Origin of the sequence: Pantoea sp. MQR6 (assembly GCF_022761075.1) — a bacterium.
Lineage (GTDB): Bacteria > Pseudomonadota > Gammaproteobacteria > Enterobacterales > Enterobacteriaceae > Pantoea > Pantoea phytostimulans.
Window position 1 is genome coordinate 2,009,205 of record NZ_JAKYXB010000001.1, and the last position, 26,012, is coordinate 2,035,216.

At 50.9% G+C, this 26,012-nt stretch carries 27 protein-coding genes, 1 other RNA gene and 1 other annotated feature; of the genes, 13 read left to right on the top strand and 15 right to left on the bottom strand.

Going from position 1 to position 26,012, the window contains the following annotated elements; translation table 11 throughout:
- Positions 1-23: 23 nt before the first annotated feature.
- From dnaX to MUG06_RS09445, 3 genes are all read right to left on the bottom strand, one after another.
- Entirely contained in the window at positions 24-2,060 is a 2,037-nt protein-coding gene (gene dnaX / locus MUG06_RS09435; RefSeq protein ID WP_243078385.1) for a DNA polymerase III subunit gamma/tau, read from the bottom strand.
- Positions 621-682: a sequence feature (DnaX frameshifting element), on the bottom strand. It overlaps the preceding gene by 62 nt.
- Positions 2,061-2,218: 158 nt before the next feature.
- Entirely contained in the window at positions 2,219-2,770 is a 552-nt protein-coding gene (gene apt / locus MUG06_RS09440; protein WP_215847412.1) for an adenine phosphoribosyltransferase, read from the bottom strand.
- Positions 2,771-2,914: 144 nt separating this feature from the next.
- Positions 2,915-3,304: a DUF454 family protein gene (locus MUG06_RS09445; RefSeq protein ID WP_243078386.1), complete on the bottom strand. Its 390-nt coding sequence runs from the start codon at positions 3,302-3,304 to the stop codon at positions 2,915-2,917.
- 57 nt (positions 3,305-3,361) lie between these two features.
- Here MUG06_RS09445 and MUG06_RS09450 point away from each other — a divergent pair, with 57 nt between their 5' ends.
- Positions 3,362-3,892 carry a primosomal replication protein gene (locus tag MUG06_RS09450; protein ID WP_215847414.1) on the top strand — a complete coding sequence of 177 codons (531 nt, stop codon included), beginning with the start codon at positions 3,362-3,364 and terminating at the stop codon, positions 3,890-3,892.
- A gap of 91 nt (positions 3,893-3,983) precedes the next feature.
- Complete coding sequence (gene rsmS / locus MUG06_RS09455; protein WP_243078387.1) at positions 3,984-4,139, top strand: pleiotropic regulatory protein RsmS; 156 nt, start codon at positions 3,984-3,986, stop codon at positions 4,137-4,139.
- On the opposite strand, the gene acrR is transcribed toward rsmS, so the two are convergent.
- A complete protein-coding gene (acrR, locus tag MUG06_RS09460) occupies positions 4,136-4,774 on the bottom strand; it encodes a multidrug efflux transporter transcriptional repressor AcrR (RefSeq protein ID WP_243078388.1) in 639 nt (212 codons plus the stop codon). The genes rsmS and acrR overlap by 4 nt on opposite strands.
- Before the next feature lie 142 nt (positions 4,775-4,916).
- Here acrR and MUG06_RS09465 point away from each other — a divergent pair, with 142 nt between their 5' ends.
- The 4 genes from MUG06_RS09465 to ykgO all read left to right on the top strand — a co-directional run bounded on the left by MUG06_RS09465 (position 4,917) and on the right by ykgO (position 9,867).
- Complete coding sequence (locus MUG06_RS09465) at positions 4,917-6,119, top strand: efflux RND transporter periplasmic adaptor subunit (RefSeq protein ID WP_215847417.1); 1,203 nt, start codon at positions 4,917-4,919, stop codon at positions 6,117-6,119.
- 16 nt (positions 6,120-6,135) lie between these two features.
- A complete protein-coding gene (locus tag MUG06_RS09470; RefSeq protein ID WP_243078389.1) occupies positions 6,136-9,291 on the top strand; it encodes an efflux RND transporter permease subunit in 3,156 nt (1,051 codons plus the stop codon).
- A gap of 167 nt (positions 9,292-9,458) precedes the next feature.
- Complete coding sequence (locus MUG06_RS09475; protein WP_215847419.1) at positions 9,459-9,713, top strand: type B 50S ribosomal protein L31; 255 nt, start codon at positions 9,459-9,461, stop codon at positions 9,711-9,713.
- A gap of 13 nt (positions 9,714-9,726) precedes the next feature.
- A complete protein-coding gene (gene ykgO, locus MUG06_RS09480) occupies positions 9,727-9,867 on the top strand; it encodes a type B 50S ribosomal protein L36 (RefSeq protein ID WP_215847420.1) in 141 nt (46 codons plus the stop codon).
- Positions 9,868-9,912: 45 nt separating this feature from the next.
- Here ykgO and MUG06_RS09485 read toward each other — a convergent pair whose 3' ends face one another.
- Genes MUG06_RS09485 through MUG06_RS09495 form a run of 3 tightly spaced genes read right to left on the bottom strand, consistent with a single transcriptional unit; the run spans position 9,913 to position 12,310 of the window.
- Positions 9,913-10,791, bottom strand: coding sequence for a metal ABC transporter substrate-binding protein (locus MUG06_RS09485; protein ID WP_243078390.1), 879 nt, complete (start codon positions 10,789-10,791; stop codon positions 9,913-9,915).
- 14 nt (positions 10,792-10,805) lie between these two features.
- Positions 10,806-11,645 (bottom strand): metal ABC transporter permease, encoded by an 840-nt coding sequence (locus MUG06_RS09490; RefSeq protein ID WP_243078391.1) that lies wholly within the window; start codon positions 11,643-11,645, stop codon positions 10,806-10,808.
- Entirely contained in the window at positions 11,642-12,310 is a 669-nt protein-coding gene (locus tag MUG06_RS09495) for an ATP-binding cassette domain-containing protein (protein ID WP_243078392.1), read from the bottom strand. Before MUG06_RS09495 ends, MUG06_RS09490 begins: the two co-directional genes overlap by 4 nt.
- A 350-nt stretch (positions 12,311-12,660) precedes the next feature.
- Between MUG06_RS09495 and MUG06_RS09500 the strand changes: the two genes are divergently transcribed.
- The 3 genes from MUG06_RS09500 to MUG06_RS09510 all read left to right on the top strand — a co-directional run bounded on the left by MUG06_RS09500 (position 12,661) and on the right by MUG06_RS09510 (position 13,777).
- Positions 12,661-13,011 (top strand): hypothetical protein, encoded by a 351-nt coding sequence (locus tag MUG06_RS09500; RefSeq protein ID WP_243078393.1) that lies wholly within the window; start codon positions 12,661-12,663, stop codon positions 13,009-13,011.
- Positions 13,012-13,159: 148 nt separating this feature from the next.
- Positions 13,160-13,537, top strand: coding sequence for an Hha toxicity modulator TomB (gene tomB / locus MUG06_RS09505; protein ID WP_215847425.1), 378 nt, complete (start codon positions 13,160-13,162; stop codon positions 13,535-13,537).
- 24 nt (positions 13,538-13,561) lie between these two features.
- Positions 13,562-13,777 carry an HHA domain-containing protein gene (locus MUG06_RS09510; protein ID WP_243078394.1) on the top strand — a complete coding sequence of 72 codons (216 nt, stop codon included), beginning with the start codon at positions 13,562-13,564 and terminating at the stop codon, positions 13,775-13,777.
- A gap of 159 nt (positions 13,778-13,936) precedes the next feature.
- Here the strand turns inward: MUG06_RS09510 and ffs are convergent.
- Positions 13,937-14,033: signal recognition particle sRNA small type (ffs, locus tag MUG06_RS09515), an RNA gene on the bottom strand.
- A gap of 174 nt (positions 14,034-14,207) precedes the next feature.
- Between ffs and MUG06_RS09520 the strand changes: the two genes are divergently transcribed.
- Positions 14,208-14,519, top strand: a complete 312-nt coding sequence (locus MUG06_RS09520; RefSeq protein WP_243078395.1) for an MGMT family protein — start codon at positions 14,208-14,210, stop codon at positions 14,517-14,519.
- A gap of 40 nt (positions 14,520-14,559) precedes the next feature.
- On the opposite strand, the gene MUG06_RS09525 is transcribed toward MUG06_RS09520, so the two are convergent.
- Positions 14,560-15,117 carry a YbaY family lipoprotein gene (locus MUG06_RS09525; protein ID WP_215847427.1) on the bottom strand — a complete coding sequence of 186 codons (558 nt, stop codon included), beginning with the start codon at positions 15,115-15,117 and terminating at the stop codon, positions 14,560-14,562.
- Between the two features lie 191 nt (positions 15,118-15,308).
- Here MUG06_RS09525 and tesB point away from each other — a divergent pair, with 191 nt between their 5' ends.
- Entirely contained in the window at positions 15,309-16,172 is an 864-nt protein-coding gene (gene tesB / locus MUG06_RS09530) for an acyl-CoA thioesterase II (protein ID WP_215847428.1), read from the top strand.
- A 67-nt stretch (positions 16,173-16,239) separates the two neighbouring features.
- Here tesB and amtB read toward each other — a convergent pair whose 3' ends face one another.
- The 5 genes from amtB to MUG06_RS09555 form a co-directional block, all read right to left on the bottom strand.
- Positions 16,240-17,526 carry an ammonium transporter AmtB gene (amtB, locus tag MUG06_RS09535; RefSeq protein ID WP_215847429.1) on the bottom strand — a complete coding sequence of 429 codons (1,287 nt, stop codon included), beginning with the start codon at positions 17,524-17,526 and terminating at the stop codon, positions 16,240-16,242.
- 32 nt (positions 17,527-17,558) lie between these two features.
- Positions 17,559-17,897, bottom strand: a complete 339-nt coding sequence (gene glnK / locus MUG06_RS09540; protein WP_003850469.1) for a P-II family nitrogen regulator — start codon at positions 17,895-17,897, stop codon at positions 17,559-17,561.
- Between the two features lie 257 nt (positions 17,898-18,154).
- On the bottom strand, positions 18,155-19,930 hold the full coding sequence (locus tag MUG06_RS09545) for a SmdB family multidrug efflux ABC transporter permease/ATP-binding protein (protein WP_243078396.1): 1,776 nt from the start codon (positions 19,928-19,930) through the stop codon (positions 18,155-18,157).
- Positions 19,923-21,692, bottom strand: a complete 1,770-nt coding sequence (locus MUG06_RS09550; RefSeq protein ID WP_243078397.1) for a SmdA family multidrug ABC transporter permease/ATP-binding protein — start codon at positions 21,690-21,692, stop codon at positions 19,923-19,925. Before MUG06_RS09550 ends, MUG06_RS09545 begins: the two co-directional genes overlap by 8 nt.
- Before the next feature lie 24 nt (positions 21,693-21,716).
- Positions 21,717-22,178, bottom strand: coding sequence for an Lrp/AsnC family transcriptional regulator (locus MUG06_RS09555; protein ID WP_243078398.1), 462 nt, complete (start codon positions 22,176-22,178; stop codon positions 21,717-21,719).
- A 116-nt stretch (positions 22,179-22,294) separates the two neighbouring features.
- Between MUG06_RS09555 and MUG06_RS09560 the strand changes: the two genes are divergently transcribed.
- The gene (locus MUG06_RS09560; RefSeq protein ID WP_243078399.1) at positions 22,295-23,329 is read left to right on the top strand and encodes a PLP-dependent cysteine synthase family protein; all 1,035 of its coding nucleotides are present in this window, start codon (positions 22,295-22,297) and stop codon (positions 23,327-23,329) included.
- A 34-nt stretch (positions 23,330-23,363) separates the two neighbouring features.
- Here MUG06_RS09560 and cof read toward each other — a convergent pair whose 3' ends face one another.
- A complete protein-coding gene (cof, locus tag MUG06_RS09565; RefSeq protein ID WP_243078400.1) occupies positions 23,364-24,185 on the bottom strand; it encodes an HMP-PP phosphatase in 822 nt (273 codons plus the stop codon).
- Positions 24,186-24,279: 94 nt separating this feature from the next.
- Between cof and MUG06_RS09570 the strand changes: the two genes are divergently transcribed.
- Entirely contained in the window at positions 24,280-25,998 is a 1,719-nt protein-coding gene (locus tag MUG06_RS09570; protein WP_215847433.1) for an SgrR family transcriptional regulator, read from the top strand.
- Positions 25,999-26,012 lie beyond the last annotated feature (14 nt).

Consider the following 26,012-nt stretch of genomic DNA (forward strand, 5'->3'; position numbering starts at 1 on the left):
TCCATTGGACAGCGGCAGCGTGATCAAACGGGTCGGATACTTTCTTCATCCAGATCGGCATCGAAAAAGCGACGCAGCGTCTGAATGTGAGTATCGCTGGTGATCGACTGACGCGCTTGCGCCAGCTTCTCTTCGTAAATGGCCTGACGCCACTCCAGTGGCGTCAACACCGTAGAATTATCGTCTTCAATGACCGACAGTTCAACTGTCTGTCCGGCTGCCTGACTTAACGCTGCGCTTAATGCCTGCTGCGCAGCGGTAGAATTCAAATGGCGCTGGCTGGAACGGAGGTGCAAACAAACACCGTTCTCAGTGGTTTCCTTCCATGCATTCAAGGCTAACTGCTGTACCAGCTTAGGCAACTGCAGGGTGGCGATTTCAGCAGCCCAACTGTCACGCTGCAACGCTTCTTCCGCCAGCCGTGCCGCCAGCTCAGGGGTTTTCTCATGCTCAAGCGCAGAACGCAAGGCTTTTGGCGTAGCGATGGGTTCGGCAATTTCCACCGTCTGGTTCTGCGATTTCCAGCGATAGGCCTCTTTTTTTACCGGAGCGGCAGGTGCGCTATCTCGCATGCGCTGCTGGCTTCGCTCAGTGACTGAAGCCAGCCGCTCCAGCGCGGAGTTGGCCGGCCGCGCTCCAGGCGCCGCCGGCTCACTCTTTTTTGGTTTGTTCGCTCCCTGGCGCAACAGTTGCGTGCGCGCCTGCAGGAGCTGACTGGTGGAGCTGGATAAAGAGGGATCCGGTGCCGCCGCTGGCGACGTTTCATGATGCTGCGTCGCAGGTGCAGCATCAGGCGGTGCCATTTGTGGCTGTGCCGCCGTCGGTTGTGGCTGCGACTTTGCAGTTTGCGGCTGCGCGGGCGAACGTTGCGGCTGCAAATTGGCAGCTTGAGGCTGTGCCGGCGGATTTTGTGGCTGTACTTCTGCCGGTTGCGCCACCAAGGCTGAACGTGCTACGGGATCAGCAACCTGCGCTTTAGGGTGAAAAGCCAGCGCACGCAGCAGCGTCATTTCAACGCCCATGCGGCGATCGGGCGCAATCGGTAAATCTTTGCGTCCCATTAACAAGGTTTGGTAATAAAGCTGCACATCCGCTGGCGGCACGACGCGCGCCAGTTCACGCAAACGCTGCGCATTGCTCTCTTCATCATCATTTAATGATGTCGGCAGCAATTGCACCATGGCAATGCGATGCAGTAAACGCAGCATTTCAACCAGCAGAGCTTCCCACTCCACACCGCGCGACGCCGCCTGGTTCAACAGCGACATCACCTCTTCACCGTTGCCATCAACCACGGCCTCGATCAGTCCCAACGGCTGTTCGCCATCAAGCGTGCCCAGCATGGTGCTGACGGTTGCGCTGGTTACTGCGCCTTGCCCCATCGCAATCGCCTGATCGGTTAGGCTCAGCGCATCGCGCATACTGCCATCCGCAGCGCGGGCTAAAAGCTGCAGCGCGCGCGGTTCACTTTCGATCTGTTCTTGCTGTAGAACATGGTCAAGCTGCTGGCGGATTTGATCGACATCCAGCGCCTTGAGATGAAATTGCAGACAACGAGAAAGAATGGTCACCGGCAGTTTTTGCGGATCGGTGGTTGCCAGCAGAAATTTAACGTGTGATGGCGGCTCTTCCAGCGTTTTTAACAGCGCGTTAAAGCTGTGACGCGAAAGCATGTGGACTTCATCGATCAAATAGACTTTGAAGCGGCCACGCGCCGGTGCGTACTGAACGTTATCGAGCAGATCGCGGGTGTCTTCCACTTTGGTGCGCGAAGCCGCATCGATCTCAATCAGATCAACGAATCGGCCCTGTTCAATCTCGCGACAATTATTGCACTGGCCGCACGGCGTCGCGGTAATACCCGTTTCGCAGTTAAGACCTTTGGCCAACAGACGCGCAATGGTGGTTTTCCCTACCCCGCGCGTGCCGGAGAAGAGATAAGCATGATGGATACGTCCCAGAGACAATCCATTCGCCAGCGCCGTCAGAACATGTTCCTGACCAACAACATCAGCAAAAGCCTGGGGACGCCATTTTCGCGCAAGTACCTGATAGCTCATGTGGATTCGACGAATTTGGATGGAAAGGTGAGCGCAGAGATCTGCAACTCCTGTATATCGTTGCAGTAGTCTAACAGCGAGAAATGCATCTGCCTATCACTGGTTATCTCAGTGAAGCGTGTGAAGACCTCGCCTTGCGGCAAGGCCTGCAGAATCGTTTAGTGGCCGGGGAAGTTGACCAGACTGTAGCACTCTACGCCAAGCGCTTTTAGGCGGGTTTCGCCCGTTAAATCAAACAGGTTAATGATGAAAGCGGCATCCGTAACTTCACCACCGGCACGACGAATCAATTTCACTGTCGCTTCAATGGTGCCGCCGGTTGCCAGTAGATCATCAACCACTAACACCACATCGCCCGGTTGGATAGCATCTTTGTGCAGTTCCAGTTGGTCGGTGCCGTATTCCAGCTCATAGGTTTCGCTGTAAGTTTCGCGCGGCAGTTTGCCCGGTTTACGCACGGGGACAAATCCCACGCCCAAACCTAACGCCACTGGCGCACCAAACAGAAAACCACGCGCTTCGGTTCCTACAACTTTAGTGATGCCTTTGTTGCGATAACGCTCGACCAGCAGCGCGATTGACGCCGCATAGGCTTTTGGATCTTCCAGCAAACTGGTGACGTCACGAAACAGGATGCCCGGTTTCGGATAATCAGAAATGCTTTTGATGCTGTTTTTAATGTATTCAAGCTGCTGCGCAGTGTCGGTCATAATGTTACGCCTGGTAAAAAATTCTGTTTCGCGCAGCTTCTATAGCGCCAATACCTATTAAAAGGCTCAGCGGGAGAGTATTCACAAGGGAAAGCCACGCACGAAGACGCCCAAATCTAAGCAAATGGCCGGATAAATGCAACTTTATCGCGGTGTCTGCGGCGGATCCGCCGTTTCTGCCACCACCGGAATACGCCACATAAATGCCACCAGCAACGCTAACATCACCAATAGCATGATACGTACCCACACGATTTTCACCAAAAAAATGGAAACGCTAAAGGTAATAACAATCAGTAAGATAGCGCGACCTTTCGTGCCTGGCGGCATGGCACGATGTTGATCCCAGTGGCGAAGATAACGGCCAAAGGGTGAGCGCCACAGCAGCCAGTGATGAAAGCGGGGTGAAGAACGGGCAAAGCACCAAGCCGCCAAGAGCATAAATGGCGTGGTAGGTAATAAAGGTAATACAATACCCAATGTGCCCAGCACAATTGCCAGCCAGCCGAGGGTTAATAACACAATGCGTTGCATGAATGCCGCCCAAAAATTCCTGAGTTCGCACACGTTAGCACAATTGGCTGGCGGATTATGAGCCTGAGTTCCGTTCATCAGCGACTGCATCATTGCATTCTTAGCTTGCGTGAAGAGATTGCCCGCCATCCCGATGGACGCTGTCGTCAACCACGCTTCGACAGTCAACTCTTCCGTGCTAAAGGCACAAGACTGGCCGACTATCTGCAAGAAATTGAGCAAAATTTTCAGCGATTGTGTACAGAGGCAGAGGATCTGACTCGAAGTGCCTGGTTAGCTGAACGTTTGGTAGATCAAATCGCAGCCCTGCAACGAGAAGCGAGTACCCAGCAAATTCGCACCTGGCGCGAGCGACCGCAGCGGAATCTGCGAGAATCCAAATATCAGGAATATCGTGAGTATGAGCGACGATTGCAGGCCATGATCGATCAGCGCGAGCAGCGCATGGCGTTGGCTGAAACCCTGGCGGTACAGCAGCAGTTGAAAAAAGATTTGGAAATTCTTGAAGGCAGAATGGCGCGTTGTCGACAGGCTATCCGTTCTGTTGAATGGGCGTTATCGCTGCGTAGTGGCAGTGAAAGCGAATAAAACGTCACGGCAATGTCTGCTTCTATTATTAAGAGCGATACGCTGGCATAAGAGATGGGACAGTAACGACGTCCCCTGTTAAGGAGAGATTATGTCTTTGGAAAATGCCCCTGACGACGTCAAGCTGGCGGTGGATTTGATTCAACTTTTGGAAGAGCATCAGCTTCCAGTAGAAACGGTGCTCTCAGCATTGGCCATGGTACAACGCGATTTTGAAAGAAAACGCGACAACAGCCATTCTGATTAAACGTTAACGGTTAAGGTTGGGCTTAGCCGTAACATATCAATAAACGCTTCAACCAGTTGTGTGGCATCACCGGCTAAATCGAAGCTTTCCGGCGTAAATAACCAGCTTTCCATCATTCCATTAACGTAACCGCGCATAATAAGCGCTGCCTGACGCGTGTTAAGATGCGGCGACAGCTGTTCTGCTTCAATACACTGACGCAGAACGTCTTCTATTTTTTGGTAACACTCAAGCAGTAAACTCTGCTGAATGTTTTTCAGTGCCGCCATTTCACCGACGAATTCGCACTTATGGAATATGATCTCCATCAAGGCGCGGCGTTGTGGATCCTTTGCTGTTGCTTCAAAGATATAGACTAACATCGCCCTTAAAACAGAAAGTGGATCGCCCGGGTATTTTGTCTGATACTCAAGTTCCACATCATCAAGCCCGGCGTCGCATCGCAACCAGATTTCATGCAAGACATCAGCTTTATTTTTGAAATGCCAGTAAATGGCACCGCGCGTGACATTAGCGGCTGCGGCGATATCTGCTAATGAGGTGGCAGAAACACCCTGTTGTGAAAACAGAATAATGGCGGCATCAAGAATTTGATGTCGAGTTTCAAGTGCTTGCGCTTTGGTTTTTCGTGCCATAGGTAACTTTTTTTACAAACAGGCAAGTTTACATACATTTGTGAATGTATGTACCATAGCACGACCCGCGATCTGACGCAGCAATGGGTTTTTCGGTTTGTGATCCATTGATCATTTGATATCGAACTCTAGAGGTTTATTTATGAATAAAATCAGAGGATTATCGCCTCTGGCGGCCGTCCTGATGTTATCAGGCAGCTTTTTGTTAACAGGATGTGATGATGGTAAATCCCAACAAGCCGCCCAGCAACAACCTCCTGAAGTAGGTGTTGTCACGTTAAAAAACGAACCTTTAAAAATTTCTACCGAATTACCGGGCAGGACTTCCGCGTATCGCGTGGCTGAAGTTCGGCCTCAAGTTTCCGGTATTATTCTGAAGCGTAATTTTGTTGAAGGCAGTGATGTAAAAGCGGGTCAATCGCTTTATCAAATCGATCCTGCAACTTATCAGGCCGCTTATAACAGCGCCAAAGGCGATTTGTCTCAGGCTGAAGCTAATGCGCGCATTGCTCAGCTCACGGTGAAACGTTACAAACCTCTGCTGGGTACTAAGTACATCAGTCAGCAAGACTATGACACCGCGGTTGCGACTGCTGCGCAGAATGATGCTGCAGTTCAAGTGGCAAAAGCCAACGTCGAAACAGCGCGTATCAATCTCGCTTACACCAAAGTAACTTCGCCTATCAGCGGCCGTATCGGTAAATCTTCCGTTACGGAAGGTGCATTGGTGCAAAGCGCGCAAACTACCGCGCTGGCTACCGTGCAGCAGCTTGACCCGATGTATGTTGATGTCACGCAATCCAGCGACGATTTCCTGCGCCTGCGTGGAGAACTGGAGTCAGGCAAGCTGAAACAGATTGACGGTAAAGCAAACGTCACCCTGTTGATGCAAGATGGCAGCAGCTTTTCTCAACCCGGCACACTGGAATTCTCTGACGTAACCGTCGACGAAACCACTGGCTCTATCACCTTGCGTGCGATTTTCCCAAATCCACAACATTCATTGTTGCCGGGCATGTTTGTACGTGCACGTTTGGATGAAGGAACCAACCCAGAAGCCTTGCTGGTACCGCAACAAGCGGTAACGCGTACGCCAACCGGTCAGGCGACGGTAATGGTGGTGGGCTCTGACAATAAAGTCGAATCACGTACCGTGAATGCCGCTCAGGCCATTGGCGACAAATGGCTGGTGACGGACGGTGTTAAATCGGGCGAACGTGTGATTACGACAGGTCTGCAACGTGCAAAACCGGGCGCACAGGTTACGCCACAAGAAGTCTCAGACGATGCTAAAGCTGCACCTGACTCGCAATCGCAGTCTCAGTCTGAAAAATCATCGTCATAACAGGAGCCGTTGATACATGGCTAAGTTCTTTATCGATCGACCCATCTTTGCGTGGGTCCTCGCCATCATCATCATGTTGGCGGGTGTGCTATCGATTCTCAAACTGCCGATAGAGCAATATCCCAATGTTGCGCCGCCGGCAATTGAGATTCAGGCCACCTACCCAGGTGCGGATGCGAAAACGCTGCAGGATTCGGTAACGCAGGTTATCGAGCAAAATATGAACGGCATTGACGGACTGATGTACATGTCCTCAAGCAGTGATTCATCCGGTACGCTGACGCTGACAATCTCTTTCCAGTCTGGAACTGACGCAGATATTGCCCAGGTCCAGGTGCAGAACAAACTGCAACTGGCAATGCCTCTGCTTCCGCAGGAAGTGCAGCAACAAGGGATTCAGGTTAAGAAATCCTCCAGCAGCTTCCTGATGGTGGCCGGTTTCATTAGTGATGACGACAGCATGACGCAGAATGATATTTCTGATTATGTTGCCTCCAACATTAAAGATCCGATCAGCCGTACTACAGGTGTTGGTGATACGCAGGTGTTTGGTGCGCAGTACGCTATGCGTATCTGGATGGACCCGCATAAGCTGAATAACTATCAGCTGACGCCGGTTGATGTGATCAGCGCGTTGGATACACAGAATGCTCAGGTTGCAGCAGGTCAGTTAGGTGGAACGCCACCTGCGCCAGGCCAGCAACTTAACGCATCAATCATCGCGCAAACTCGCTTAACGTCTACCGATGAGTTCGGCAAAATCCTGCTGAAAGTGAATCCCGATGGCTCGCAGGTGCGTTTACGTGATGTGGCGAAAATTGAACTCGGCGGTGAAAATTACGAGATCATCGCACGTTACAACGGCAAACCCGCATCCGGTATCGGTATCAAACTGGCAACCGGTGCTAACGCACTGGATACCGCAGATGCGGTAAAACAAGAACTGGCGAAGCTGCAACCGTTCTTCCCTGCTGGCATGAAAGTGGTTTATCCGTACGACACCACACCATTCGTTAAAATTTCCATCTTTGAAGTGGTGAAAACCCTGATGGAAGCGATCGTACTGGTGTTCCTGGTCATGTATCTGTTCCTGCAAAACTTCCGCGCCACGTTGATCCCAACGATTGCGGTGCCGGTGGTGTTGCTGGGTACATTTGCCATTATCAGTGCGTTTGGTTATTCGATAAACACCCTGACGATGTTCGGGATGGTGCTCGCCATCGGCTTGCTGGTGGATGATGCCATCGTAGTGGTTGAGAACGTTGAGCGCGTGATGGCGGAAGAGGGATTACCGCCAAAAGAAGCGACCAAACGTTCGATGGAGCAGATTCAGGGCGCGCTGGTGGGTATCGCGCTGGTACTGTCAGCGGTATTCGTACCGATGGCGTTCTTTGGCGGTTCAACCGGCGTAATTTATCGTCAGTTCTCCATTACCATCGTATCGGCTATGGCCCTTTCGGTGCTGGTGGCGTTGATTCTGACGCCTGCGCTTTGTGCCACCATGCTGAAACCCATCAAAAAAGGGGACCACGGCAAAACCACTGGTTTCTTCGGTTGGTTTAACCGTCTGTTCGACAAGAGCACCAACCACTACGTTGACAGTGTGGGTCACATCGTTCGCAGCACCGGTCGCTATTTAGTGATTTATCTGGTGATTGTGGTTGGCATGGCTTTCCTGTTCTTACGTCTACCCTCCTCCTTCCTGCCGGAAGAAGATCAGGGCTTGCTGTTAGCTCAGGCATCGTTGCCTGCGGGTGCCACGCAAGAACGTACCCAGAAAGTGCTGGATCAGGTGACGGATTACTTCCTGACCAAAGAGAAAGACAGCGTTAACTCCGTATTTACCGTCAATGGCTTTGGTTTCTCCGGCCGTGGCCAGAATACCGGTATTGCGTTTGTCAGCCTCAAGCCTTGGGATGAACGTGGAAGCAGTGATTTAAAAGTCCCCGCCATCGCTGGACGTGCGATGAAAGCGTTGGGTGCGATCAAAGATGCCATGGTTATTCCGTTTAACCTGCCCGCAATTATCGAACTGGGTAACGCTACCGGCTTCGACTTTGAACTGATCGATCAGGGCAACCTGGGTCACGATAAGTTAACCGAAGCGCGTAACCAGCTGTTTGGTATGATTGCACAGCACTCTGACACGCTGGTTGGTGTGCGTCCGAACGGGTTAGAAGATACACCGCAGTACAAACTGACCATCGATCAGGAAAAAGCACAGGCGTTGGGCGTGTCGTTGAGCGACATCAACACCACACTGGCTGCATCCTGGGGCGGTTCCTACGTCAATGACTTTATTGACCGTGGCCGCGTGAAGAAAGTGTATGTGATGGGTAAAGCTGATTCACGTATGCTGCCGGATGACATCAGCAAGTGGTACGTGCGCAACAGCAGCGGAACCATGGTGCCCTTCTCGGCCTTCTCATCGGCGAAGTGGCAATACGGTTCTCCGCGTCTGGAACGCTATAACGGTCTGCCTGCGATGGAAATCCTTGGTCAGCCTGCGCCAGGTAAAAGTTCTGGTGAAGCGATGAACCTGATGGAAGAGTTAGCGTCGAAGCTGCCAACCGGCATCGGCTATGACTGGACCGGCATGTCCTACCAGGAACGTTTGTCAGGAAACCAGGCACCGGCGCTGTATGCTATCTCGCTGATTGTGGTTTTCCTCTGTCTCGCCGCCTTGTATGAGAGCTGGTCGATTCCGTTCTCAGTCATGCTGGTGGTACCGCTCGGGGTGGTGGGTGCGCTGCTATTCACTACGCTACGTGGCTTGAGTAATGACGTCTACTTTGTAGTGGGGTTACTGACAACCGTTGGCCTCTCGGCTAAGAACGCCATCTTGATCGTCGAATTCGCGAAGGATTTGATGGATAAAGAGGGCAAAGGCTTGATTGAATCGACGCTGGAAGCATCACGTATGCGTCTGCGTCCAATCCTGATGACCTCGCTTGCCTTTATCCTTGGCGTAATGCCTCTGGCGATCAGTACAGGCGCGGGTTCCGGCGCACAGAACGCAGTAGGTACAGGCGTAATGGGCGGCATGGTAACGGCTACCGCGCTGGCTATCTTCTTTGTTCCGGTATTCTTTGTCGTGGTGCGTCGCCGCTTCGGCAAGAACAAAGCCGAAATTGAAAAAGGCCATCCGGTCGAACATACCCAATCACACTAAGGTGTGATGCTAAAAAGGCCGCGCAAGCGGCCTTTTTTATTGCCTGCGAAACCCGCCACTTTCCGTTCTCACACGCTTCGTTAATCGTGTTTTTTTTCTTCGGTTGCATTGAGACATCTGACGGCGCATAATATTGTTATATTATAACATTACATAAAGGTGAGTTTATGAAAGCCAATATTCATCCGCAATATCGTCAGGTGGTATTCCATGACACCTCAGCTGATGCCTGGTTCAAAATCGGTTCGACGATTAAAACCGATCGCACCGTGGAGTTTAGGGGCGAGACGCTGCCCTACGTGACGCTGGATGTCTCATCTGCCTCACATGTTCATTACACCGGTAAACAGAAAGATTTCACCAAAGAAGGCAGCACAGCACGCTTTAACCAGCGTTTCGGTCGCTTTTTGGGCCGTCAATAACAGGAGATAAATCATGCAGGTATTGAGTTCGCTGCGTTCCGCTAAACATCGCCATAAAGACTGCAAAGTGGTGCGACGCAAAGGTCGTATTTATGTGATTTGTAAAACCAATCCGCGCTTTAAAGCGGTGCAGGGAAGAAAGAAAAAACACTAGGATGTGTCGTGATGATTGGCCGGGAATTCCCGGCCTTTTTTATGCTTAACGCATACTGCTCAACATGGCATTAACGTTATGTTTAAAGGCGGCCTCATAAGTTGCAGCCGGACCAGATGCGGCAGAAAGCGCTTCGGGATAAAGTTCACCGCCAGGCTGTGCGCCGGTCGCGCTGGCAATTTGTTTCACCAGACGGGGATCGGTCTGATTCTCGATAAAGTAGCTGTTGATGTGCTGCTGTTTTAATTGATCAATCAAACTGCCGACATCGCTCGCGCTGGCTTCTGCTTCCGTTGAAAATCCAACCGGGGCCAGAAAACTAACGTCATAACGCTGTCCGAAATAGCCGAAGGCATCGTGGCTGGTTAATACCTTCCGTTTCTCTAACGGAATGGCCTGAAAAGCCTTTTTTGCCCAGCTATCGAGTTTTTTAAGCTGCTGAATATAATTTTCGCCACGCTGACGAATCGCGGCGGCATCATCAGGATCGGCTTTGATTAATGCATTCATCACATTCGTTGCGTAAATCACCCCATTTTGCATGCTGTTCCATGCATGCGGATCGGTAATACTTTTGCCCTCTTCCTCCATGCTACGCGTCGTTACACCGCGAGAAGCCACGACGGGCTGACCTTTATAGCCCGATGCTGTCACCAGGCGATCCATCCATCCTTCCAGCCCTAAACCGCTGACGAAAACCACATCAGCTTTTGACAGCGCCAGGCTGTCTTGTGGTGTCGGCTCAAAAGTATGAGGATCGCCATCTGGCCCTACCAGACTTTTTACTTTTACCTGATCGCCGCCAACCTGCTTAACGATGTCAGCCAGCACAGTGAAACTGGCTACGGCATTTACAGTTTTAGCCATGGAAAATGGGCTGATCGCCATCACGCCGATCGCCAGGCTAACCGGTAACTTTTTCATAAAAACCTCTTAAATTAATGGCGGTGCAAAATGCCACCGCACGGCCCTGTCAAAATAGAAATGAAAAACAGCATGGCGGCACTCAGCACCACCGCCGGTCCAGCGGGCAGTGAAAAATGCCAGGAAAGAATCAATCCAATAAATGAAGCGATCACGGCTAACAGCATGGCAATGGCGAGCATGGCAACCAGATGACGACTCCAGAAACGAGCACTTGCCGCGGGTAACATCATCAATCCTACCGACATCAAGGTGCCCAACACCTGAAAGCCAGCAACCAGGTTCAGCACTACCAACATCAGAAAAAGGCCATGCACCAGCGGCGCGCTCCATTTACCCTGCGCACGTAAAAAATCGGGGTCGAACGCGTCAATCACTAAAGGCCGGTAGATCAGCGCCAACATCAGCAAAGTAAAAGCAGCAATGCCACCGACCAGCAGCAATGCCGGGTTATCTACCGCCAGCAGCGAACCAAACAGCACATGTAACAGATCGACGCTCGAGCCTCGCAGTGACACTAATGTCACCCCTAACGCCAGCGAACCAAGATAGAAACCGGCAAAACTGGCATCTTCTTTTAGCGGCGTGTAACGGCTGACTGCGCCTGATAGCAACGCCACGGCTAAGCCCGCGATCAAGCCACCAATGCCCATCGCGACTAATGAAAGTCCTGAGATCAAATAACCGATGGCTGCGCCCGGCAACACCGCATGTGATAACGCGTCACCAATCAAACTCATCCTTCGTAACGAAAGGAACACGCCGAGCGGCGTCGCGCTAACGGCTAAAGCGATGCAGGCAACCAGCGCACGGCGCATGAAACCAAATTCAAGAAAGGGTTGAAGCAGCGTCACGGTGCCACTCTCCGTAACGGCAGTGAATGTGTCGGCATTTGGCTATGGGAAGCGTCATCCATCGACAAAACATCTGTGAAATAACGTGCGACTAAGGGGCGATCGTGTAGAACCACCAGCAAGGTGGTACCCGCTTGTTGCTGCTGCTGCAGGATTGACATGAGCAAAGTAACCGTTTGGCTGTCGATACCATTAAAGGGCTCATCCAGCAGCCATAGACGACTGCGTTGTAACATCAGGCGAACAAACAGAACGCGTTGTAATTGTCCACCTGACAAGGTCGCTGGCTGCGCATCGGCATAATCCATCATTTGTACCGCTTCAAGCGCCAGCCAAATCTCTTTACGTAAAGCACGAGTAATACCGCCGAACCAACCACAGCGCGGCCAGCAGCCAATCGAAACCAACTCAAATACAGTTAGCGGGAAACGCGTTTCCAGCTCGGTACGTTGTGGCAGCCAACCCCTCTCTTTTCGCGGTAGCAATAGCTCGCATTGTCCTGTTATAGGCGGCAGTAAACCGGCAATAGTTTTTAATAAGGTTGATTTTCCGCTGCCATTGGCACCCATTAATGCTGTCATGCTGCCTGCTAACAGCTGACCCGTGATCACGGGGGTAACGGCCTGACCCTGATAGCCTGCACGAAGCGATTTAAAAACAATCATTGATACATTCCCCACTCCATCGCACAGCTAAGCAGTGCAATCAGTGCCAACGCGATAAGCAATCGCCTGTTCAACGACAGCAGTAATCCACTGTGATTCATAATTGCACCTAAATGTTATAACATAACAATTATGATACGCGATTCTTTTGTCAGGGGAAGTGTTCAAAATGTTTCAAAAGATAACGTAGCGGGCAAATTATTGAGGGGAAAAAATCATTAAATTAGATTATAATCAACAACTTAAATAATAACCTATCTCAGCTATCGTTCGTCCGCTCAGTATCTCGCTTGCAAACTTCTTGCAGAACATTAATCATAGGTTTATCAATTGTAATTACAGACCCTGATATGCTGCATATTGAATGTGATATTGCACCTTGCGAAACAGATATCGCTAAAATAGAAACGATCATTCAGCGGAATATTCTCAAAATAGCGGAACCGCTTGCCGGAGATTTACAGTGGTATTCACACAATGCCCTGTTAGTTCCAGAGAGTTTTAAAATAAATTCAATAGAAGTTGTCGGGCCGAATAGATTTAAAATGCTTTACCATTTTGATTGGAATTTATTTAGTCCGTGTTTGGATCTAAATGAAACCATGACGCAAAAAGAGCAGGTAATGTTTCAAATCGTGCCCGGTGCGCTGGCGTTTGAGCTAATTGACAATACGCGTCCTTCTCCCGCCGACGAATTGTAATATTTAGTAATGGAGGTGAGCAAAACTAATGGTTTTACACTATATTTAAAGCACTCCGTTTATTAACAGCTCTATATAATCGCTTCCTGGCCGCTTTGCTTTATCACCCCGCATCGCGGTAACTGTGCTTGCTACGGAGGGGAAAAAGATGGACGAATACTCACCGAAACGGCATGATATTGCCCAGCTCAAATATCTGTGTGAGAGCCTGTTTGACGAAAGTATGGCAACGTTGACTGATAGCCATCATGGCTGGGTTAATGACCCCACTTCTGAAAGCAATTTACAACTCAATGATCTGATTGAGCATATCGCCTCTTTCACGATGAATTACAAAATTAAGCATGTTGAAGATGAAGCGCTGATTTCGCAAATCGATGAATATCTTGACGATACCTTTATGTTGTTCAGTAATTACGGTATCAATACGCAAGATCTCCAACGATGGCAACGTTCAGCTAAACGCTTATTTAATCTGTTCACTGAAGAGTGCGCTTTTCTCCAGCAACCAAGCCATTCGTTATAGTACTTACGTGAGAACGGTTTATTTATGAACAAAGCCCTAACTAAAACGGATTATTTGATGCGACTGCGTCGTTGTCGCTCAATCGATACCCTTGAAAGGGTCATTGAAAAAAATAAGTACGAATTACCTGACAACGAACTAGCCGTATTTTACTCTGCAGCCGATCATCGTTTAGCTGAACTGACAATGAATAAGCTTTACGACAAAGTTCCCGTTTCGGTGTGGAAATTCGTACGTTAGTCCTTCACTGCTTTACGTCTTTTCCCTACAACGCATCTATCCAGACTTAATAATCTCGCCTGCCGGCAATGGATCGGCCTCAGGCGAGTTTCGCCTGCCTGCTTTTTTTGAGCATCGTTTTTTGAGTAGAAAGAGGGGGAGGATAAAATTGGGTGGGGGCCCTGCCAGCTACATCCCGGCACACACGTCACCTGCTGCGGCTGCTTCCTTCCGGACCTGACCGAGTTCACAAGCTAGCATTGCGGGAGAACCAACAGGGCCCCCATTGATAGCCCTCATTACGAGAGCGCAGGCATTATCGGGGAAGCCCTTGGCAATTGCAAGCGCAGACGGGATGACCGTTGCTTTCTTGAACAACAAGCACTTCCGCGCATTCCCCTCTCGTCTGTCATGCTAAAGTTGAAGCCATTTTTTGCGACAGGACAAGCAGATGGACCAACCCGACAGCTTTCAGCAACGTATCTGGCAAATTGTCGCCGCCATTCCAGCCGGTAAGGTCATCACTTACGGTGAAATTGCCCAACTTGCAGGTTCGCCCCGAGCGGCAAGACAAGTCGGCGGCGTGTTAAAGCGCCTGCCTGCAGGCAGTACTTTGCCCTGGCATAGAGTGGTTAACCGTCACGGCACAATTTCATTGCAAGGTGATGACCTGCTTCGGCAACGCGATGCGCTGGAAGCCGAAGGTATTGAGGTCAGCGATGAGGGAAAGATTGCGTTGGAAAAATATCGTTGGTGCTATTAATTAATAAATTTGGGGCGAACGGCGTCGCCCCAGAACAGCGTTACAGACTGGTTGGCGCGGGTACAGAAGAGGATGGTGTCACCTGCGTCGGGGAGGTTGATGGCACCGTTGTCGCTGCGCCCGGTTGGGTTGGCATTGCCATCTGTGGAACCGGAACCAACAACAGTTCCGCTTTGGTACCGCCCTGATTGATCACGGGTTTTACCGCATCCGTGATAAAGGCCATTTTGCCGTCAACAGTAATCGCTGCACTCAGCAAGATACGCGCGTTAGGCTGAATATCTGCTGGGTTGAAAGGCAGGATAAACTGGAAAGGTGCCTGTTTGCCTTCAGTACGTACTACGCGCTGTGACAACACCTTAGAGGGTGCATCTGCCATTGAAGCATCTGAAAGCGTAACGGTTAATACTGCATCCGGTGGCAACGCAATGCGTTGACGAATATAAACCGAACCGCTAACGTTTGGCTGGGTAATTGCCGCTTGCTGTCCTGCCACTGCGGAACCTAAAGTCGGCGTTGCAACCGGCTTACCTTTATCGGCACACCCTGCGACAGCCACCGCCAATGCTAATCCACTGAACACTTGCCAGAATTTCATTGATGTCGTCTCCATTTGATCAAAATGATTATCAGCAGCGAATCTGCAGTACAGCGCTTCACTCGCCGTATGTCCTTAATGTTGGCACAGAATTCGGAAATTTGCCTGGCTGGCACTCAGGCGAAAGTCTGATTGACGACAACTGGTCGGATCTTTCAAACTGAGCAGGTTACTTTTCTGAGGAAAGCGCGATGAGCCAGGCACTGCAAAATCTGCTGAATTTATTAAATTTGGAAAAACTCGAAGAGGGTTTATTCCGTGGTCAAAGCGAGGATCTCGGTTTGCGCCAGGTTTTTGGTGGTCAGGTTGTCGGGCAAGCGCTGTATGCCGCCAAACAAACGGTCCCTGAAGATCGCATCATTCATTCGTTTCATAGCTATTTTTTACGTCCCGGCGACAGTGCAAAAGCCATTATTTACGATGTCGAAACCTTACGGGATGGCAAAAGCTTCAGTGCTCGCCGCGTCAGCGCGGTGCAAAATGGTCATCCTATCTTCTATATGACCGCCTCGTTTCAGGCCCCCGAAAGTGGTTTCGAGCATCAGAATCAAATGCCTTCGGTACCCGGCCCAGATAATTTGCCCTCTGAGCAGATGATGGCGCAAAAAATGGCACATTTGCTGCCGGAAAAAGTCCGAGAAAAATTTATCGCTGAACGTCCATTGGAGATTCGCCCGGTTCAGATTCATAACCCGATAAAAGGCCATGTCGATGAGCCCGTTCGCCAGGTCTGGATCCGCGCTAATGGCGTTCTGCCCGATGATTTGCGCCTGCATCAATATGTTTTGGGATACGCTTCCGATTTAAATTTCTTGCCCGTTGCGCTTCAGCCGCACGGTAAAGGCTTTCTTGAAGCCGATATGCAAGTCGCTACCATTGATCATTCTATGTGGTTTCATCGCCCCTTCGATTTCAGCGAGTGGCTGCTTTACAGCGTGGTAAGCACCTCTGCGTCTGGCGCACGTGGTTTTGTGCGGGGTGAGTTTTATAATCAACAAGGTGTACTGGTGGCATCAACAGTGCAGGAAGGGGTAATGCGTCAGCGAAATGAATAAAAACAGGGGCGATTGATCGCCCCTGATATTTTTTATTTTAGCGCACAGCTCTTTTTGAAGCGATTTCTTACTGGTTGTAAGCGTTTTCGCCGTGACTGTTGACGTCCAGACCTTCGCGTTCCTGCTCTTCTGGTACACGCAGACCCACAATCATGTCAGCCAGTTTGAAGCCGATGAATGCGGCCACGCCCGACCAAACAATGGTAACGCCAACGCTGAAGATCTGTACCCAAACCTGATGGCCCATGGTAACGCCCTCTGCGTAACCCACGCCGCCCAGTGAAGAGGAAGCGAAAACACCGGTCAGAATACACCCTACGATGCCACACACGCCGTGCACACCAAACACATCACACGGGTCATCAACACGCAGCCATTTCTTCAAGGTTGTGACGCCCCAAAGGCCAGCTAATCCACCCACCAGACCGATGATCAACGCACCACCGACACCGACATAACCACACGCGGGAGTAATCGCAACCAGGCCACCAATAAAGCCGGAACACGCACCCAGCAGAGAAGGTTTACCCCTAACAGCCCACTCGCCGAAGGTCCAGGACAAGACTGCGCCTGCTGTTGCTATAACAGTGTTCAGGAAGGCCAGCGCAGCGATTTCGTTAGCTGCTGAAGCTGAACCGGCGTTAAAGCCAAACCAGCCGACATAGAGAATCGCGGTACCCATGAAGACCATTGGCAGGTTATGCGGTTTAAACGCTTCTTTGCCAAAACCAGCACGTTTGCCGACCAGGTAAGCACCCACCAGACCCGCAACAGCGGCGTTGATGTGCACCACGGTACCGCCAGCAAAGTCCAGCGCGCCGTCCTGAGCCAGATAGCCGCCGCCCCACACCATGTGAGCGATAGGCAGATACGCCAGCGTCAACCAAACCAGCACAAAAATCAGAACTGCAGAGAAGCGAATACGTTCAGCAATCGCACCGACAATGAGACCGACGGTGATACAGGCGAAAGAGGCCTGGAATGCAACGTGAATATACTGGTAGAAGCTGCCCATCACGGCGGTCAGCTGGATATTTTTCAGCATTGCCCACTCGAAACCGCCGAAGAACGCATTGCCTTCGCTGAAGGCCAGCGAATAGCCATAAACCATCCACAACACGCAAACCAGAGAGAACGTTACGGCAACCTGAGTCAGCATCGACAGCACGTTTTTTGCACGGATTAACCCGCCGTAAAACAAGGCAATACCTGGAATTGACATAAACAGCACCAGCGCGGTGCAAATCATCATAAATGCGTTATCAGCCTTGTCCGCAACGGCAGGTGCAGCCATCGCGAGCGATGGTAACAGTGCCAGGCTGGTCAGGCCCAACTTAGTCAAAACTTTATTCATTTTATCCATCCCATCACATTACTGAGCTTAAATTACAGAGCTGCTTCGTCGGTCTCGCCGGTACGAATACGGATTACGCGCTGCAGTTCAGCCACGAAAATTTTACCGTCGCCAATTTTACCGGTGTAAGCCGCCTTGCTGATAACGTCCACAACTTCGTCAAGCTGATCGTCAGCAATGGCGATATCAATTTTCACTTTCGGCAGAAAGTTAACGCTGTATTCAGCGCCACGATAAAGTTCGGCATGCCCTTTCTGACGACCAAAACCTTTAACTTCGGAGACGGTCAGCCCCTGAATGCCAATAGAGGATAAAGCTTCACGCACATCCTCCAGCTTGAATGGTTTAATCACTACGGTAACCAGCTTCATAGGATCCCCTCCGGGTATTAAATAGGTGAGTCTCATGGACACGCAGAGATATAAGCAAAGCGTGTGCCACAAATATCGAAAGCGATTAATCAGTGAGTCAGGCGCGCTGGAGCTAGCTTTGTTTTGTGATGGATAACACAGAGAATAGTTTAAGCGGGGGAGTTAAGAGAAACGACTGCACTTCTTTGGTGCCTTCAGCCTCAAAGAAGTGCATTTATACAGATTAATCTGATAAAAGCGCGCAAAAAAGGTGCAGATCACCCTTCTGTTGTTAAGGGCATGCCCGAAGCAAGTTCATCCCCTGCTTGCTGTAACTGATACATTTGCCAATAGCGGCCTTGCTGCGCGAGCAGTTGCTGATGATTGCCACGCTCCACAACTTGTCCATGATGCAGAACTAAAATTGTATCGGCTTCGGTGATGGTTGAAAGGCGGTGAGCAATCACCACCAATGTGCTGTGCTGCCTTAAAGTGCGCAGCGTTTGCTGAATAGCCTGCTCAGTGCCAGAGTCGATATTGGCCGTGGCCTCATCAAGAATCAGGATTTGCGGTAATTCGACCAGCACCCGCGCCAGCGCCAACAACTGTTTTTGCCCAACAGAGAGATTATTGCCCTGCTCACCCAGCCGGGTGTGAATGCCTTCGGGCATGCTGCGGGCTAAGGGTGCCAGTTGGACTTGCTCAAGCACCTGCCAGACCGCCTCTTCACTGATATCGCGGCCTAAGCGTACGTTGGACAACAAGGTGTCCGCTAACACGACCGGATCTTGCTGCACCATCGCAATACCACGTCGCAGCACCGAATGTGTCAGTTCACTTATCGGACGATCGTCGAGGCGAATCTCGCCGCGCGTCACCGGGTAATAACCCATTAATAAGTTGGCCAGCGTACTTTTTCCACTGCCGGTATGTCCCACCAATGCAACAAACCCGCGTGAAGGAACCTCAAGATTGATATTACTCAGCACATCGCGATTTTCGCGATAGGCAAAGCTCAGGTTGTTAAAGGTGATACGACCTGAAGCGAGGGGGCGATCATCACTACCATATTGCTGTTGGGTGGCATCCATCAGCTCAAAAATGCGCTCACCCGATACTACCGCCTGCTGCAACATCGATTGTTGGGTGGTTAGTTCGATTAAAGGTTCGTTCAGGCGTCCCAGATAGGTAATAAAAGCGTAAAGTACGCCCACTTCAAATACGCCCGGCATGGAAAAGCTAAATAGCATCAACAAGCCACACAGCACCAAGGCCGAGAACAGGCTTAATAGAGGCCGCAGCAGGAATCCGTCCAGCCGCAGCGTTTCCATGCGCGCCAGATAGTGTGAACGGCTGGCCTCGCCCATGCGCTCACCAAAGCGCGCCTGCTGACGAAACTGCTGGATCACGCTCATGCCGCTGATCACTTCATTAAAACCGTTGTTGATTTCAGCCAGATAACTGCGTACACGGCGTGCAATAGGCGTGCTGTAGCGCTGATAAATCAACATCACCACCAGCACCATCGGGAAAATCAACATCGCCACCAGCGCCATGCGCCAGTCAAGGCTAAACATCGCGACCATCATCGCGCCGACTAACGCTGCGCTGCGCAACACTGTTGCTACCACCGTAACGTAGAGATCTTTGATCACTTCGGTATCGTTAGTAACGCGTGAGATGATTTGCCCAACCGGCTGCGTATCAAACGCGCTCAGCGGCTGACGCAGAGCCGCATTCATCACATCGCTGCGTAATCGCTGCACCACGCCTATCGCCGCGCGATTAAACAGCAGTGCCTGCCAGTAATGCAGCGCAGCAGCCAACAATTGCAGCAAAATGAAACTCACCACCAGCCCAGCCACCACAGCCCAAGGCATATGGTGTTTCGCCACTAATTTATCGATAAAGTAGCTGACCAGAACTGGGCCCGTGACTTCAGCGGCAGCGGCAATCCACAGCATTGCGACGGCTATCGACAAGGACTTACGCCAGGGTTTACCGTAGCTCAGCAGGCGTTTCAGTGTTGGCCACAAGCGTTGTGACTTAGCCATGCGGCACTCCTTTTTCATTCTCGTCGTCGTCTAGCGCGGCTTCCAATTGCTGATAACGATACATATCGCGATACCAACCTGGCTCTGCCACTAGCGTATCGTGATTGCCACGTTGCGCGACCGTACCTTGCTGTAGCACCAGAATCTCGCTGGCTTCAGTTAACGCTGACAGACGATGTGCACTGATGATCAAGGTGCGATTCTTGCCCCAGATGCGCAGGTTATGCAGTATTTCATGTTCTGTACGGCCGTCCACCGCGGACAAGGCGTCATCAAGGATCAGGATTTCTGCATTCAGCAATAATGCACGAGCAATCGAAAGCCGCTGTTTCTGCCCACCCGATAACATCACGCCGCGCTCACCCACCTCTGTTTCATACCCTTGCGGTAAACGTAAGATGTCATCATGAACGCAGGCCATTTTGGCTGCTTGCTCAATCTCTTCCTGCGAAGCATTGGGTTTACCCAGCGCAATGTTACTCGCCACGCTATCCGAAAACAGGAAGGGCGTTTGGCTCACCACGGCTAAGCGGCTACGCCAGCTATCAATGCGTAATTGCGGGAGCGGCAGATTGTGATAGCGGATATCGCCTTGTTGAATATCGAAGTGGCGCTGAATCAAGCTAAGCAGCGTACTTTTACCGCTGCCGGTTGGACCACATAAGCCCAACATTTCGCCGGGTTTCAGTTGGAAATTGAGATGACTTAATACCGGCCCGGAGCTGGCAGGATAACGAAACTCACGGATCGCCGCCTGCAAAAGACCTGGCTCTGCAGGCAGTGTTTTTTCACCATCTTCTACCGCCGGCGCTTCCGACAACAGGACGCGAATTCGGCTCCAGGCTGCACTACCGCGCTCGACAATATTAAACATCCACGCCAGCGCCAACATGGGCCAAATCATCAGACCGAGATACATTACAAAACTGGTGAGCTGACCTAGCGTCATTTGATCGTGCCACACCAGCCAGCTGCCGCCGCCAATCGCCAGTAGATTGGAAAAGCCAATCGCGATGTAAATGGTGGGATCAAACCGTGCATCAACGCGGGCCACGCGCAGATTTTTTTCACCTGTGTCGCGGGCAATGTCAGAAAATTGCTGCGACTGATGCTGCTCAAGACCAAAAGATTTGATCATGCGGATGCTGGTCAGGCTTTCTTGCGTCTGATCGTTGAGGCTGGAAAAAGCTGCCTGCGCCAGTTTAAAGCGTTGATGTAATTGGTTGCCGTAACGATGGATCACCAGCGCCATAATCGGCATGGGTATCAGTGACAGCAAGGTCAATTGCCAGCTGATTTGCGTGCTCATCACCACTAGCACGACGCAACCCATCACCAGTGAATCGACCAGTGTTAACACGCCTTCACCGGCGGCGAAAACCACGCGATCCACATCATTTGTTGCGCGCGCAATTAAGTCGCCAGTACGATGGCGTAAATAAAAGGCGGGATGCTGGCGACTTAGCTGACGATAAAAATCTTCACGTAGCTCTACCGCGAGCTGATAAGAGGCGCCAAACAGCAGCACGCGCCAGACATAGCGCAACAGGTAAACCACTATCGCGGTTGCTAGCATGATGCCAATCCACATCATGATTTGGCCAGTGCTCATACTATGGTGCGTAACGCCATCCACAATAACGCCCACCACATGCGGCGGTAACAACTGCAGAATAGCAATAATGATCAACAGGATGACGGCGCCTACATAGCGTCGCCACTCACGTATAAAATACCAACTTAACTGGCTGAATAATCGCACAACGCTGCTCTCAATCTTTTGCCCTCAAGGGGCGACAGGTAAAGCCGTGGTGTATTTAATTTCTTCCATGGCGAAGCTGGAGGTCACATCAATCAAACCCGGAACGCCGTTAACTAAGCGCTTATAAAAGCCATCGTAGCTTTTCATATCGGCAACCTGCACGCGCAGCAGGTAATCATATTCGCCCGCCATACGGTAAAAGGCCATCACCTCGGGCATACTTCGTACCACCGACACAAACGCCTGATACCAGTCGCTGCTGTGTTGCTGCGTCTTAACAAACATAAACGCCGTCAGCGATAAACCGAGTTTTTCACCGTCCAACAAGGCAACGCGTGCGCGAATAATGCCATCTTCTTCCAGCTTTTTCAGGCGTTTCCAGCATGGCGTTGTGGTGAGATTAACCGCATCCGCCAGCGCCTGCAGCGATAACGTACAATCCTGCTGCAGCAGCGCCAGCATTTTAAAGTCTGTTTTATCCGGCATTTGGCTTTTCCGTAGAAATATTTTCTCTATTAACGTGATTTTAGCGGCAATATAGCAATCTCTTTTTCCCACCAGTGCCTTAAAATAGCCGCCATTAACGCTGCCGGATGCTTAACATGCACACTTGCTGGACTCGCCACGCCATTAAAGAAATCAACGCAGATTTTCAACGATCCGCAGAAACCCATTTGATCCGCTTTGATCTGGCCGATTTCCCTGGCATCTGGTTTTACCTGAAAGATGAAAGTACCCATCCGAGCGGCAGCTTAAAACATCGTCTGGCGCGTTCGCTGTTTTTATATGGCCTGGCCAACGGCTGGATAAAGCAAAATACCCCGATCATTGAAGCCTCTTCCGGCAGCACCGCAGTATCTGAAGCCTATTTTGCGCGACTGCTGGGTTTGCCGTTCATCGCCGTGATGCCCGCCAGCACCGCTAAACGTAAAATAGAGCAAATTACTTTTTATGGCGGGCAATGCCATTTTGTTGAGGATCCTTGCCAGCTTTATACGGAATCGGAGCGGCTGGCGCGTGAAATGAACGGGCATTTTATGGATCAGTTCACCTATGCGGAGCGTGCAACTGACTGGCGCGGTAATAATAATATTGCCGAGAGCATTTTTCGTCAGATGACGCTTGAACCTTATCCTACCCCGCATACCTTGATTATGAGCGCAGGAACGGGCGGCACTTCTGCCACACTAGGGCGTTACATTCGCTATCAAGGCTTCGATACGCATTTATTAGTGGTCGATCCGCAACACTCTGTGTTTTTTGATTACTGGCACAGCCGCGATACGCGTTTGCATAGTACACGTGGCAGCATGATTGAAGGCATTGGCCGGCCACGTGTAGAGCCCTCTTTTATGCCAGATGTCATTGACGAGATTATGAAAGTACCGGATGGCGCGACCATTGCTGCGATGCTGAAGCTGGAAAAATTACTGGGACGCAAACCTGGCGCATCTACCGGCACCAATTTTTGGGGCATGATTCAGGTGGCAAAACGGATGCGTGAAAACAACGAAAAAGGCGCGTTAGTCACTCTGTTGTGTGATAGCGGCGAGCGTTACCTCGACAGCTATTATCAGCCGGAATGGGTAGCAAAAAATATCGGCGATATTCAACCCTGGCTGCGCGAGCTGGAATAAAAAACCGGACTTCCTGTCCGGTTCACTGCAATCCTCAGCATTCGGGGGAATACGCGAGGTCAGGTGTGGAAAGCCAGTGATTTAAATAGTGAGACACCGCCTGTGTCTCGCAATGACCAATAATGGGCAGATGCGGCAGCGCAGCTTTTAACTGGCTCATCGCATTGCCCATCACGAAACCTTTGCCCACTTGCGCCAACATCTCTCGATCGTTCATTGCATCGCCAAATGCCATGCAATCCGCCAAAGTTAATGAAAGATGCTGACAGAGCAGAGTTAATGCGCTGCCTTTGTTACAGTTAAGCGGTAAGACCTCCAAACAATCCCACGCCGAAAAACAGATGTTTGTCTGCGCACCTAATGCCGCTTCAAGCTGAGTTTTAAGTTTGCACAAGCGCGTATGTTCATCAATAAAACAGACCTTTGTCACATCATGTGCAGGGATAGATTTCAGATCGCGCAATTGATAATGAAAACCACTCATCTGATGGGCCGCAAGTAGCGCAGGAACCGCTTTGTCAGTGAACCAGCCTTGATCATTAAACACATGCATGGATGCCGTTGTATCCCAGTGCGTGTGAATGACCTCTTCCGCAACGGAAGGCGGTAAGTCGCTTGCGAACAGCAAATTGCCTTGTCTGTCGTGCACGCGCGTTCCGTTACCTGTGATCAGCCAGGCGGGAAGCGTGATTTTCTGCTGCAGGATTTGCATTTCAAGCAGGTGCCGACCGGTAGCAAACGCAAGCTGCACATCGCGAAGATGTAATGCCTGTAAACTCGCTAACGTCTCGCCGCCCAACTGATGGTTCGGCAGTAATAATGTGCCATCCATATCAAATGCTGCTAAACGTGCCATCACTTATCTCCCGCTGAAAAACTGTTGAGCTACTATCGCCTGTTAATTGCGGAAGTAATAGTGAATACTTTTAGAAAATTGTTCCGGGTTTACTATGCGCCAACTTAATCGTCTTAATCAGTTTCAGCGCTTGTGGCAGCAAAGTCAGGGCGCTCCACAACAAACGTGCGTGGCAGAAATGGCACGCTACTGCATTTGCAGTGAGCGCCATCTGCGCACGCTGCTGTCGCAATGGCAGCAAGCAGGTTGGCTACGCTGGCAAGGCGAACCGGGTCGTGGTAAGCAGGGGCGTTTGGAATTTATTCTTGCACCAGAGCAGCTGCGCCAGCAATTGTTGCATAGCCGTTTAGCATCAGGCGATGCGACAGAAGCCTTACAGGTTATGGAAGTTGCACCGGAGAAGTTAATGAGCCTGCTACAGCCTTTGATGGGCGCACAGTGGCAGAACAATGCGCCGGTACTGCGTATTCCTTATTATCGGCCATTAGAAAGTGTGCAGCCGTTACAGATCAGTGGCCGGGCCGAACAACATTTGGTACATCAACTTTTCTCCGGTTTGACGCGATTTCAGAATGATGATCCTATTGGTGATCTTGCGCACCACTGGCAACATCAGGAACAGGGACGAGTTTGGTTATTCTGGCTTCGTCCGCAGCTTTTCTGGCATAGCGACGAGCCGATTCAGGCCAGTCACCTCGTGGCGCAATTTGAAAAGATCATACAGAACGCGCGCGTACGTCAGTTGCTTGCCGATGTGGTGCATATCGATGCGCCCCATCCACTCGCGCTGCGTTTTCAGCTAAAGCAAAGCGATTACTGGTTGCCGCACAGATTGGCTCACCAACTCTGTTTGCTGCCGCATCCTGTTGATACTCACATTGGCAGCGGTCCCTGGAAGCTAAAGCATTTCACACCTGAACTGGTACGAATCGAAAGCCACGCGCGCTGGCATTTACAGCTTCCACTCCTGCAAGCGATAGAGTATTGGATTACGCCACAGCTATTTGATCGTACGTTGGGCACCAGTTGCCGCCATCCGGTGCAAATCGCTATTGGTGATACTGATGAATTGGACAGCTTACGTCCCGTCAGCCGGAGCATTAGCCTGGGTTTTTGTTATCTGGTTTGTCGCCCACGCAGTGGATTTACACCTGGTCAGGCACGTCGCTTATTTAATCTGGTGCAACAGAGCGACATCATTACTCAGTTACCTTTGGATGAGGGTCTCATCACACCAAGCAGAGAGTTATTGCCCGGCTGGCCGGTACCTCAGCTCAAAGAGGAACAACACCCGTTACCTGCTAACCTGACACTGCACTATCACTTGCCGGTTGAACTGCATGAGATGGCGCGGGCATTACAGCAGCTCCTGTTAGCAAATGGCTGCAAGCTTGAAATCATTTTTCACCAAGTGAAAAGCTGGCGAGATATTCATTCGCTCGCCGATGCTGATTTAGTCATGGGCGATCGTTTGATTGGTGATGCACCGGTTTTTACCCTGGCGACCTGGCTGCAGATAGACCCGCTGTGGCAGCCACTTTGGCATTCTGAGCAAGGCGCGGCAATGTATCAGCAGCTTTGTGAGTTGCAGCAAATTGATAGTCCAGACGATCGCTCCAGGGCTTTGCATCAACTCTATCAACAGCTCATGATCGGTGGTGTATTGCTTCCGCTCTTTAACTACCGTTACCAAATTTCCGCACCGCCGGGGGTGGAAGGGCTTCAGCTTAACACTTTAGGATGGTTCGATTTTAATCGCGCCTGGATACCGCCGCCGATTAGCACTTCACACAGCTGTTCAGCGACAGACTGAGGCATTACCATAGA

Bases quoted from the DNA above. Each gene is read 5' to 3' on its own strand.
- dnaX (WP_243078385.1), bottom strand. From the start codon at position 2,060: ATGAGCTATCAGGTACTTGCGCGAAAATGGCGTCCCCAGGCTTTTGCT.
- apt (WP_215847412.1), bottom strand. From the start codon at position 2,770: ATGACCGACACTGCGCAGCAGCTTGAATACATTAAAAACAGCATCAAA.
- MUG06_RS09445 (WP_243078386.1), bottom strand. From the start codon at position 3,304: ATGCAACGCATTGTGTTATTAACCCTCGGCTGGCTGGCAATTGTGCTG.
- MUG06_RS09450 (WP_215847414.1), top strand. From the start codon at position 3,362: ATGAGCCTGAGTTCCGTTCATCAGCGACTGCATCATTGCATTCTTAGC.
- rsmS (WP_243078387.1), top strand. From the start codon at position 3,984: ATGTCTTTGGAAAATGCCCCTGACGACGTCAAGCTGGCGGTGGATTTG.
- acrR (WP_243078388.1), bottom strand. From the start codon at position 4,774: ATGGCACGAAAAACCAAAGCGCAAGCACTTGAAACTCGACATCAAATT.
- MUG06_RS09465 (WP_215847417.1), top strand. From the start codon at position 4,917: ATGAATAAAATCAGAGGATTATCGCCTCTGGCGGCCGTCCTGATGTTA.
- MUG06_RS09470 (WP_243078389.1), top strand. From the start codon at position 6,136: ATGGCTAAGTTCTTTATCGATCGACCCATCTTTGCGTGGGTCCTCGCC.
- MUG06_RS09475 (WP_215847419.1), top strand. From the start codon at position 9,459: ATGAAAGCCAATATTCATCCGCAATATCGTCAGGTGGTATTCCATGAC.
- ykgO (WP_215847420.1), top strand. From the start codon at position 9,727: ATGCAGGTATTGAGTTCGCTGCGTTCCGCTAAACATCGCCATAAAGAC.
- MUG06_RS09485 (WP_243078390.1), bottom strand. From the start codon at position 10,791: ATGAAAAAGTTACCGGTTAGCCTGGCGATCGGCGTGATGGCGATCAGC.
- MUG06_RS09495 (WP_243078392.1), bottom strand. From the start codon at position 12,310: ATGATTGTTTTTAAATCGCTTCGTGCAGGCTATCAGGGTCAGGCCGTT.
- MUG06_RS09500 (WP_243078393.1), top strand. From the start codon at position 12,661: ATGCTGCATATTGAATGTGATATTGCACCTTGCGAAACAGATATCGCT.
- tomB (WP_215847425.1), top strand. From the start codon at position 13,160: ATGGACGAATACTCACCGAAACGGCATGATATTGCCCAGCTCAAATAT.
- MUG06_RS09510 (WP_243078394.1), top strand. From the start codon at position 13,562: ATGAACAAAGCCCTAACTAAAACGGATTATTTGATGCGACTGCGTCGT.
- MUG06_RS09520 (WP_243078395.1), top strand. From the start codon at position 14,208: ATGGACCAACCCGACAGCTTTCAGCAACGTATCTGGCAAATTGTCGCC.
- MUG06_RS09525 (WP_215847427.1), bottom strand. From the start codon at position 15,117: ATGAAATTCTGGCAAGTGTTCAGTGGATTAGCATTGGCGGTGGCTGTC.
- tesB (WP_215847428.1), top strand. From the start codon at position 15,309: ATGAGCCAGGCACTGCAAAATCTGCTGAATTTATTAAATTTGGAAAAA.
- amtB (WP_215847429.1), bottom strand. From the start codon at position 17,526: ATGAATAAAGTTTTGACTAAGTTGGGCCTGACCAGCCTGGCACTGTTA.
- glnK (WP_003850469.1), bottom strand. From the start codon at position 17,897: ATGAAGCTGGTTACCGTAGTGATTAAACCATTCAAGCTGGAGGATGTG.
- MUG06_RS09545 (WP_243078396.1), bottom strand. From the start codon at position 19,930: ATGGCTAAGTCACAACGCTTGTGGCCAACACTGAAACGCCTGCTGAGC.
- MUG06_RS09555 (WP_243078398.1), bottom strand. From the start codon at position 22,178: ATGCCGGATAAAACAGACTTTAAAATGCTGGCGCTGCTGCAGCAGGAT.
- MUG06_RS09560 (WP_243078399.1), top strand. From the start codon at position 22,295: ATGCACACTTGCTGGACTCGCCACGCCATTAAAGAAATCAACGCAGAT.
- cof (WP_243078400.1), bottom strand. From the start codon at position 24,185: ATGGCACGTTTAGCAGCATTTGATATGGATGGCACATTATTACTGCCG.
- MUG06_RS09570 (WP_215847433.1), top strand. From the start codon at position 24,280: ATGCGCCAACTTAATCGTCTTAATCAGTTTCAGCGCTTGTGGCAGCAA.